Source organism: Streptomyces sp. NPDC002868, assembly GCF_055563295.1.
Genome location: NZ_JBVHDR010000005.1, coordinates 510,858 through 519,722 on the forward strand (window position 1 = coordinate 510,858; position 8,865 = coordinate 519,722).

An 8,865-nucleotide genomic window follows, 5' to 3' on the forward strand; every position below is an offset into this window, starting at 1 on the left:
TGTTCGATGCTGCCCTACGCCACTGACAATGGCGCCGCCCGACGAGCGCGCCATCCGGCAGTGGCGACGGCAACGGCGACCGGCGTCGGCGCTCAGACGGCCCGGTCGCGCCTGCGCCTGGCCAGCTCGTCCGCGGGGTTGTTCCCGACGAGGGTCTCGCCGGTGTCGATCCGCTCGCCGTGCAGCTGAGACAGCGCCGCCTCCACATCCCGCCACACCACGCCGACGGCGATCCCGAAGACTCCCTGGCCGCCCTGGAGCAGGTCGACCACCTCGTCGGGCGACGAGCACTCGTAGACCGTGGCGCCGTCGCTCATGAGTGTCATGCGTTCGAGGTCCGTGAAGCCGCGCGCCCGCAGATGCTGCACCGCTGCCCGAATGTTCTGCAGCGCCACGCCGGTGTCGAGAAAACGCTTGACGATCTTGAGGACGACCACATCGCGGAAGCTGTAGAGCCGCTGGGTGCCCGATCCGTACGCCGGCCGAACACTGGGCTCGACCAGCCCGGTACGCGCCCAGTAGTCGAGCTGTCGATAGGTGATGCCCGCCGCCGCACACGCGGTGGGCCCCCGGTAGCCGATCGTCTCCCTCAAGGAGTCGGCCGCACTCTCGTGAAGCGGATACGGCCCGCCCTCCCCCAGACTCCGTCCGGGGGCGCCCCCTGCCGTACCGTCGCCGCTGCTTCTCACGCCGACCTCCGTCCTTGACCTGCCATCTCGACGGTAGGCAGTCACCCGGGGTGCGTCAACGATCGCCACACTCGGCACGCCGAGTGATAATCACCCTAAGAGTGGTTTCTCGTGCCCCTATTCGGGGAAAGGCTACTCGAATGTGCCAACGCCGCCTGTCGCGGCGGTCACTGGCTGTTGGTGCCGAAGTCCTCGGGCGAGATCTGATCGAGGAACTCGCGGAACTTCTCCACCTCGTCCTCCTGCTCGTCCGGGATGGCGATTCCCGCGTCGTCGAGCACCCCGTCACTGCCGTAGATCGGCGTACCGGTGCGCAGGGCCAGCGCTATGGCGTCGGAGGGTCTGGCGCTCACCTCGACTCCGCTGGCAAAGACCAGCTCCGCGTAGAAAACCCCTTCGCGCAGGTCAGTGATGCGGACCTCGGTGAGCTCCTGGCCCACCGCCTCCAGCACGTCTTTGAAGAGGTCATGCGTCAGCGGCCTGGCCGGTGCCATGCCCTGCTGGGCAAAGGCAATGGCGGTGGCCTCCCCGGGACCGATCCAAATGGGGAGGTACCGGTCGCCTCCCACTTCACGTAGGAGCACGATCGGTTGGTTCGAGGGCATTTCGACCCGGACACCCACAACGTCGAGCTCGTTCACACAGCAACCCTAGGACTTGCCCGACCGGTTTGGGTAGTCGGGCTCCCCCATGATCAGTGCAGCCGTACTCCGAGCGCCGTCTGCACCAGGGCCGCGTGAAGCCGCACAGACAGGGCCGCCAGCTCTTTCGTGGTCGCCTCGGCATGCGCCCTGGTCTGCGGATTACGGTGCCGCCGCAAGGGTGCGACCAGCTGCTCGACCAGTCCTGCCTCACGGTCTGCGGCAGCCTTCATCGCCCGCAGATGCCGGGGTTCGAGACCGAATCTCCCCAGATCCGCGACCAGCCGTGCAACGGTCACCGATTCGGCGTCGTAACCGCCGTCCTCGTCCCGCGCGAGCAGGCCGTAGGACTCCCACTCGTCCAGCTCCGCCTCACTCACCTCGGCGGCGGCGAGGAGCTCTGAACGGCCCACCCTGGCTGCGGTCACACGCTCCGAGTCGGATTCCCAGGCGCCGTCGAGCAGCTCCCGCTGCGGCCCCTGCGCGGGCAGCTGCACCTGCTCGCCGCGGCCGAGGGCGTCGAGATGCTCGCGGATGACCTTCAGCGGAAGATAGTGGTCCCGCTGCATCCGCAGCACCTGGGCCAGCCGCTCCACGTCCTCGGGGCTGAATTTGCGGTACCCGGACGGGGTGCGCCGCGGCTCGACCAGCCCCTCGGCTTCCAGAAAACGGATCTTGGAGATGGTCACTTCGGGAAACTCGTCGCGCAGCTGGCTGAGCACCGTGCCGATGCTCATCAGCCTCTCGCCCGCTGTGGCGGTGCCGTGACCGGCACCGCCAGTCGGTGTTCGCAGCATGTACCTTCCCTGGGGGTCCCCCCGGACGGAGTCTGGGGGAGGGTCACACGCCCCGCTGGCTCGCATAGAAGACCAGCCGGTACTTGCCGATCTGGACCTCGTCACCGTTCGACAGGAGGACCGAGTCGATCCGCTCGCGGTTGACGTAGGTGCCATTGAGACTGCCGACGTCCGCGACGCTGAAGCTACCGTCCGGGCCCCTGCGGAACTCCACATGACGCCGCGAGACGGTGACGTCGTCGAGGAAGATGTCGCTCTGCGGGTGACGGCCGGCCGTGGTCAGCTCACCGTCGAGCAGGAAGCGGCTGCCGGAATTGGGCCCGCGGCGCACCACCAGGAGCGCCGAGCCGAGCGGCAGCGCGTCGACGGCCGCCTGGGCCTCGGGAGAGAGTGACGGAACCTGCGTCTGGCCTGTCACTTCCGAGTCGTACGCCTCGAGGCCCGAGATGGAGATCGTCGAGGTCGTCTCCGAAGGACGCTCCGCCGGCGCCCCGGCACGCAGCGGCGCGCCGCAGTTGGAGCAGAACCGGCTGGCCTCGGCATTGCGGTGCCCGCACCTCGTACAAACCAAGGCCGACATGGAAGGATCCTCCTGCCGCGGCTGCCCCGCGTGGGGATTGGTCGCATACGGGTCGGAGGAAAACCCTCCACCCGTACTTGAGGTTGATGGTTCCCCGAAACCTATGCGGCCGGGACCTGCAGGGTCAACAGACGACGCGCCCTGACCGCCCGAAATGTCACCGCCCGGACCACCGACCTCGTCCCGGAAGAGCGGGCGCTCACCGCCCTGCTCCTCATTCTGGCCATGGCGCGGTGCGCGATGCCTGGCGTTGCCGCCGTCCTCGCGTGCGCTCTTGCCGAACAACTTCCCAAACAACTTCACGGGCGATTCCCCTTGACCGAAATAGACCCGCCCGTGGGGCAGGACGAACCCTCAATGATCACACCTGCCGACCCGGACATCCTCACAACGTCCGTGACCACCAGACAGTTTCCACCACGCGGCACGCTTGTGATGTGCCGACCCCCCGCAACGTCATGCCCTGGTCCGCCCGACCCCATGCATCCCCGCCTCACGGCGTCGACGACCGAGCGTAGTCAGGCCGCTTCGCAGGTCGCAAGGCATCCACGACGATCTTCTGCGAGCGCTCCACCGTGGCGGTGGCCTGCTCCTTCTCCAGCGTCTGCACCACACCGCCGGGGATGTTGAGGGCGGGCTCCAGATCCTGCGGCTTGCCGATGACCTTGAAGCGGTACGGCGCGGTGATCTTCTTGCCGTCCACCTCGATCTCACCACCCGTACCTGTGAAATGCGTGTCAGCGACGACCCGGATGTCGTTGACCTGGATCGCTTCCGCACCGGCGGCGCGCAGTTCCTGGATCGCGTCGAGCAGCATGTCCGACTCAACCGTGCCGGACGGGTCCTCGATGGTCAGCGTGATGCCGGGGCCCTGTGCCGCGACCGTGCCGGCCAGGATGCCGAGTTGCTGCTCCTTCTGCCGCGTCTGCTTGCGCGCCTCTTCCGCCTGGTCCGAGCTGTTCTCCAGTTCGGCGCGCTGGTCCTCGAGACGCTGCTTCTCGTCCTCGAGGCGCTGGGTGCGATTGTCGAGTTCGTCGAGGATGCGCACCAGGTCCTCCTGGCGGGCGCCCCGCAGCGCGCTGTTGTCGCTGGTCGAACGGACCTGGATGGCGAGCCCCAGACCGAGGACGAACAACAGCACGGCGACGATGAGTTGAGCGCGGCTGACCCGCGGCGGCCACAGCACCGCGACGAGCCGCTGGCGGCCGGTCTGCTGCTCGGCCTGGGGTTGGTCCGGCTCGGCCTGCCCCGGCACGGCCTGCTCCGGCTCGGCCTGCTCGGGCTCGGGCTGCTCGGGCTCGGGCTTGCGCTCGGCCTGGTCCGCCGACGGCGCAACCGCCTCCGGCTCCTCGCCCTTCGGCTTCGGGTTCTCTTCGCTGTTCATCGGCCTCACGCCCGGAACACATGCCGGCGGATCGCGGCAGCGTTGGAGAAGATCCGGATGCCGAGCACGACCACGACACCCGTGGACAGCTGGGCGCCGACGCCCAACTTGTCGCCCAGGAACACGATCAGCGCTGCCACCACCACGTTCGACAGGAAGGAGACGACGAAGACCTTGTCCACGAAGATCCCGTCGAGCATGGCGCGCAGGCCGCCGAAGACCGCGTCGAGAGCCGCGACGACAGCGATCGGCAGATAGGGCTCGACCACCGCCGGTACCTCGGGTCGGACCAACAGTCCGACCACGACTCCCACGATGAGGCCCAGTACGGCGATCACGATGTGCCCTTCCCTGTGTCAGCCGTGCCCTGCCCGTTGCCCTGCCCGGCGTCGGCGGTCTTCGGCTCTGCTGTACGTACGATCAAGCTCGGCGCCGCCGGCAGACGCACCTTCTCCTCGTTGGAGATGCTGGCGCGGATACCGAAGTTCTCCTGCAACGCGTGCAGATACTGTCCGTCGGCACTGTCCTGGAAGGCAGTGCTCAACTTCTTGCCGTCCCCCACCGCGAGCACCGTGTACGGCGGCACCAGCGGCCTGTTGTCGACCAGTATGGCGTCGCCCGCCGCGCGGATCGCGGACAGGGCGGTCAGCCGCTGCCCGTTGATCGCCACGGCTTCCGCACCCGACTCCCAGAGCCCGTTGACGATCCGCTGCATATCGCGGTCGCGGACCCGGCCCGTGTCGCTGAAGCCGCTGCTGTCCCGCGGCCCGTCGCCGCCCTGGTCGGTGTCCTTCGCATCGTCGACGACGAGCTTCACACCCGGCCCCTCGACCTCGGTGGCGCCGGCGAGCAGTGCGACGAGTTCCCCCTGGCCCCCGCCCTGGGTCTTGAGGGCCTTTCGCTGCCGGTCCCCCACCTCGTCCCGGAGTTTGTCGACGCTCCGCTCCAGCGCGTCGGCGTCGGACGTCTCGGCGCCGATCCGGTCGATGAGCTCCTCACGCTCCTTCGCCACGACCGGTGCCGATATCCGCGCCTGCGCGGCCCCGACGGTGACGACCAGAGCCGCCAGCACAAGTCCGGCGGCGAGTCCGAGCTTCGCACGCAGCGTACGGGGCAGTCCCCCGCCCTCGGCCTCCCTGCGGGCCGTCGCCTCCGCGTATCCGTCGTCGAGGCTGTGCTCCATAACGTTCGTCAGCAGCGACATGGACGCGTCGGGACGTGCGGGTGGAGCGCCGGTGCTCCGAACGGGGGGCTGCTGCGACATGCCGCACATCGTCGCACGTCGCAGGCGCTACCGCCGAATGGCCCCACCGGTGTGCCGGAAGCCGTCGAAAGGCAACTTCCGGCACACCCGTCCCACCTCAGCTACCTGCGCTGTCCACGACGGCCGACCACTCGTCGAGCAGCGCCTGCGCCGAAGCGTCATCGGGCCCCTCTGCCCACAGATGGGTGACGGCCTCCGCGGGGTCAGGAAGGACCATGACCCAGCGGCCGTCTGGCTCGACGACCCGCACTCCGTCGGTCGTGTCGACGTCCCGGTCGCCGGCCGCCTCGACGACGCGTCGCATCACCAGTCCCTTGACCGCCCACGGCGTAGCCAGATCACGCCGCAGCACATGCGCCCGCGGAATCCGGGCATCGATCTGGCTCAGCGTGAGCTGCGTACGAGCCACCAGGCCGACCAGCCGTACGAAGGCCGCGAAGCCATCGAAGACACTGCTGAACTCCGGAACGATGAAGCCACCACGGCCGTCTCCGCCGAAGATGGTGGTCTCCTCCCGGCCCACGCGCGTCAGATCGTCGGGCGATGTCGTCGTCCACTCCACCTGTGTGCCGTGGTACGCCGCCACCTGCTCCGCGATCCTGGTGGTCGTCACCGGCAGCGCCACCCGCCCGCTGCGCCGTTCGGCCGCGACCAGGTCGAGCAGCACCAGCAGCGCGCGATCGTCCTCGACAATCCGCCCGCGTTCGTCAACGAAGGACAGCCGCTCGCCGACGGGGTCGAAGCGCACACCGAAGGCCGCCCGTGAGGAGGCCACGATCTCGCCCAGCCGCACCAGCCCGGACCGGCGGGTGTCCGCCGATTCGGTGGGCCGGGACTCGTCGAGCCCCGGGTTGATCGTCAGGGCGTCCACACCGAGCCGTCCGAGCAGGTTGGGCAGCACAAGCCCGGCGCTGCCGTGCGACGCGTCGATGACGACCTTGAGCCCCGATTCGGCGATGCCCGAGGTGTCGACATTGCGCAGCAGTGCGCCGGTGTACGAGTCGAAGACACTGGACGGGAAGTGCAGGTCCCCGATCTCGCCCGGGAACGCACGCCGGTACTCCTGGCGCGCGTACACCCGGTCCAGCTTCCGCTGCCCGGCCTGCGAGAGGTCCGCCCCGCGCTCGTCGAAGAACATGATGTCCACGGAGTCGGCCACACCCGGCGACGTACGGATCATGATGCCGCCGGCGCTGCCGCGCGCGGTCTGCTGTCGCGCGACCGGCAGCGGTACGTTCTCCAGATCCCGTACGTCGATCGCACTGGTCTGCAGCGCCGAGATCACGGCCCGCTTCAGCGCACGGGCACCCCTGGAGTGGTCACGCGCCGTGGTGACCGTCGCCCCCTTCTTGAGGGTGGTGGCGTACGCACCTGCCAGCCGCACCGCCAGCTCGGGTGTGATTTCCACATTGAGGATTCCGGTGACGCCACGAGCTCCGAAGAGATTCGCCTGACCCCGCGACTCCCAGATGACCGAGGTGTTGACGAACGCGCCCGCCTCGACCGTCTTGAACGGGTAGACCCGCACATTGCCCTGGATGATCGATTCTTCGCCCACGAGGCACTCATCGCCGATCACGGCGCCGTCCTCGATGCGGGCGGCACGCATGATGTCGGTGTTCTTGCCGATCACGCAGCCGCGGAGGTTGCACTGCTCCCCGATGTACACGTTGTCGTGGATCACGGCCCTATGGAGAAAGGCGCCGCTCTTGACGACCACGTTGGACCCGACGACCGTGTGCTCGCGGATCTCCGCATCGGCTTCGACCTTGGCGTAGTCACCGATGTACAGCGGACCACGCAGCACGGCGGCCGTGTGCACCTCCGCGCCTTCCGCGACCCAGACACCTGGGGAGATCTCGAACCCGTCGATCTCCACATCGACCTTGCCCTCGAGGACATCGGCCTGTGCCTTTACGTAGCTCTCGTGTGTGCCCACGTCCTCCCAGTAGCCCTCGGCAACATAGCCGTAGATCGGCTTGCCTTCCTTCATGAGCTGCGGGAACACATCCCCGGACCAGTCGACCGAAACGTCTGCCTCGACGTAATCGAATACCTCGGGCTCCATGACATAGATGCCCGTGTTCACGGTGTCCGAGAAAACCTGTCCCCAGGTCGGCTTCTCCAGGAACCGCTCGACCTTTCCCTCTTCGTCCACGATGGTGATACCGAATTCCAGCGGATTCGGCACCCGCGTCAGACACACTGTGACCAGTGCGCCCTTCTCCTTGTGGAAGGAGATCAGATCAGTGAGATCGAAGTCTGTGAGCGCATCACCGGAGATGACAAGGAACGTATCGTCCTTGAGCGCTTCCTCGGCGTTCTTCACACTCCCCGCGGTGCCGAGAGGCTTCTCCTCATTGGCATAGGTGAGCTCCATCCCGAGCTCTTCGCCGTCCCCGAAGTAGTTCTTGACGAGTGAGGCGAGAAACTGCACGGTTACGACGGTCTCATTGAGCCCATGCCGCTTGAGCAACCGCAGCACATGCTCCATGATCGGCCGGTTGACCACCGGCAGGAGTGGCTTGGGCATACTCGAGGTCATGGGGCGAAGTCGGGTACCTTCGCCACCGGCCATCACGACGGCCTTCATGTCGGAAGCGTCCTCCTTGAAGAGACGACGGTCTAGCCGACTTCACCCGCCCAAAGAGGCGCTCTGGCGTCATACGCGGCCGGCAACACTGCACGGCAACGCATCGACGAGGTCAATCGGCCACTGCATCCGCCTTGACGAGGCGGCGGACCTGGACCACATAGAGGATCCCTGCCCACCAATACAGAGTTGTACCCCATCCCGCGAACGCCCATCCGAAAATAGCAGCCAGTGACGCAAGCCACCCACTTCCGTCACTGAGGAGCAGTAGGGGGAAGGCATACATGAGGTTGAACGTGGCCGCCTTGCCCAGGAAGTTCACCTGGGGTGGCGGATAGCCGTGCCGGCGGAGGATTCCCACCATCACCAGCAGCATCAGTTCCCGCGCCAATAGGGCCGCGGTGAGCCAGATGGGCAGAATCTCGCGCCAGGTCAGCCCCACCAGGGTGGACAGGATGTACAGACGGTCAGCGGCCGGGTCGAGAAGCCGCCCCAGGCGACTGATCTGGTTCCATCGCCGGGCAAGCTTGCCGTCGAGATAGTCACTGACGCCGCTCAGCATCAGCACGAGCAATGCCCAGCCATCGCTCTTGGGGCCCCCGAACTCGGGGCGAAGAATCAGCCACAGGAAGAGCGGCACACCCGCGAGGCGCGCCATGCTGAGGATGTTGGGGATGGTGAGTACCCGGTCCGTCTGAACGCGGGTCTCCTGGACCTCCACCCGGGGGCCTCCTGTGTGGAACGTGCCAACGATGCCCCCTGACCTTACCCGCAGCCACTGCCGGCGCATGCACAGGGGTAGGGCCGCCTCCTGAACGCAGGAAAGCCCCGCACCAAAATGGTGCGGGGCTTTCCCACAATGATTGTTCGGCGGCGTCCTACTCTCCCACAGGGTCCCCCCTGCAGTACCATCGGCG

General features: G+C 67.3%; 9 protein-coding genes. All 9 read right to left on the reverse strand.

Translation table 11 applies throughout. The features are described from left to right. Nucleotides 1-92: 92 nt before the first annotated feature. The 9 genes from ACZ3H8_RS19075 to ACZ3H8_RS19115 all read right to left on the reverse strand — a co-directional run bounded on the left by ACZ3H8_RS19075 (nucleotide 93) and on the right by ACZ3H8_RS19115 (nucleotide 8,669). Complete coding sequence (locus ACZ3H8_RS19075; protein ID WP_398993975.1) at nucleotides 93-689, reverse strand: MerR family transcriptional regulator; 597 nt, start codon at nucleotides 687-689, stop codon at nucleotides 93-95. A 167-nt stretch (nucleotides 690-856) separates the two neighbouring features. Next, the gene (locus tag ACZ3H8_RS19080; protein ID WP_006123076.1) at nucleotides 857-1,330 is read right to left on the reverse strand and encodes a bifunctional nuclease family protein; all 474 of its coding nucleotides are present in this window, start codon (nucleotides 1,328-1,330) and stop codon (nucleotides 857-859) included. A 53-nt stretch (nucleotides 1,331-1,383) separates the two neighbouring features. Next, on the reverse strand, nucleotides 1,384-2,127 hold the full coding sequence (ftsR, locus tag ACZ3H8_RS19085) for a transcriptional regulator FtsR (protein ID WP_467403208.1): 744 nt from the start codon (nucleotides 2,125-2,127) through the stop codon (nucleotides 1,384-1,386). A gap of 43 nt (nucleotides 2,128-2,170) precedes the next feature. Further along, nucleotides 2,171-3,052, reverse strand: coding sequence for an FHA domain-containing protein (locus ACZ3H8_RS19090; protein WP_467403264.1), 882 nt, complete (start codon nucleotides 3,050-3,052; stop codon nucleotides 2,171-2,173). A 148-nt stretch (nucleotides 3,053-3,200) separates the two neighbouring features. Beyond that, complete coding sequence (locus tag ACZ3H8_RS19095; RefSeq protein ID WP_467403211.1) at nucleotides 3,201-4,091, reverse strand: DUF881 domain-containing protein; 891 nt, start codon at nucleotides 4,089-4,091, stop codon at nucleotides 3,201-3,203. A gap of 5 nt (nucleotides 4,092-4,096) precedes the next feature. Continuing rightward, a complete protein-coding gene (locus tag ACZ3H8_RS19100) occupies nucleotides 4,097-4,429 on the reverse strand; it encodes a small basic family protein (RefSeq protein ID WP_015032176.1) in 333 nt (110 codons plus the stop codon). Further along, the gene (locus tag ACZ3H8_RS19105; RefSeq protein ID WP_467403213.1) at nucleotides 4,426-5,355 is read right to left on the reverse strand and encodes a DUF881 domain-containing protein; all 930 of its coding nucleotides are present in this window, start codon (nucleotides 5,353-5,355) and stop codon (nucleotides 4,426-4,428) included. The genes ACZ3H8_RS19100 and ACZ3H8_RS19105 overlap by 4 nt, the downstream gene beginning before the upstream one ends. A gap of 97 nt (nucleotides 5,356-5,452) precedes the next feature. Continuing rightward, the gene (locus ACZ3H8_RS19110) at nucleotides 5,453-7,948 is read right to left on the reverse strand and encodes a sugar phosphate nucleotidyltransferase (RefSeq protein ID WP_467403215.1); all 2,496 of its coding nucleotides are present in this window, start codon (nucleotides 7,946-7,948) and stop codon (nucleotides 5,453-5,455) included. Between the two features lie 112 nt (nucleotides 7,949-8,060). After that, entirely contained in the window at nucleotides 8,061-8,669 is a 609-nt protein-coding gene (locus ACZ3H8_RS19115; RefSeq protein WP_398993985.1) for a CDP-alcohol phosphatidyltransferase family protein, read from the reverse strand. Nucleotides 8,670-8,865 lie beyond the last annotated feature (196 nt).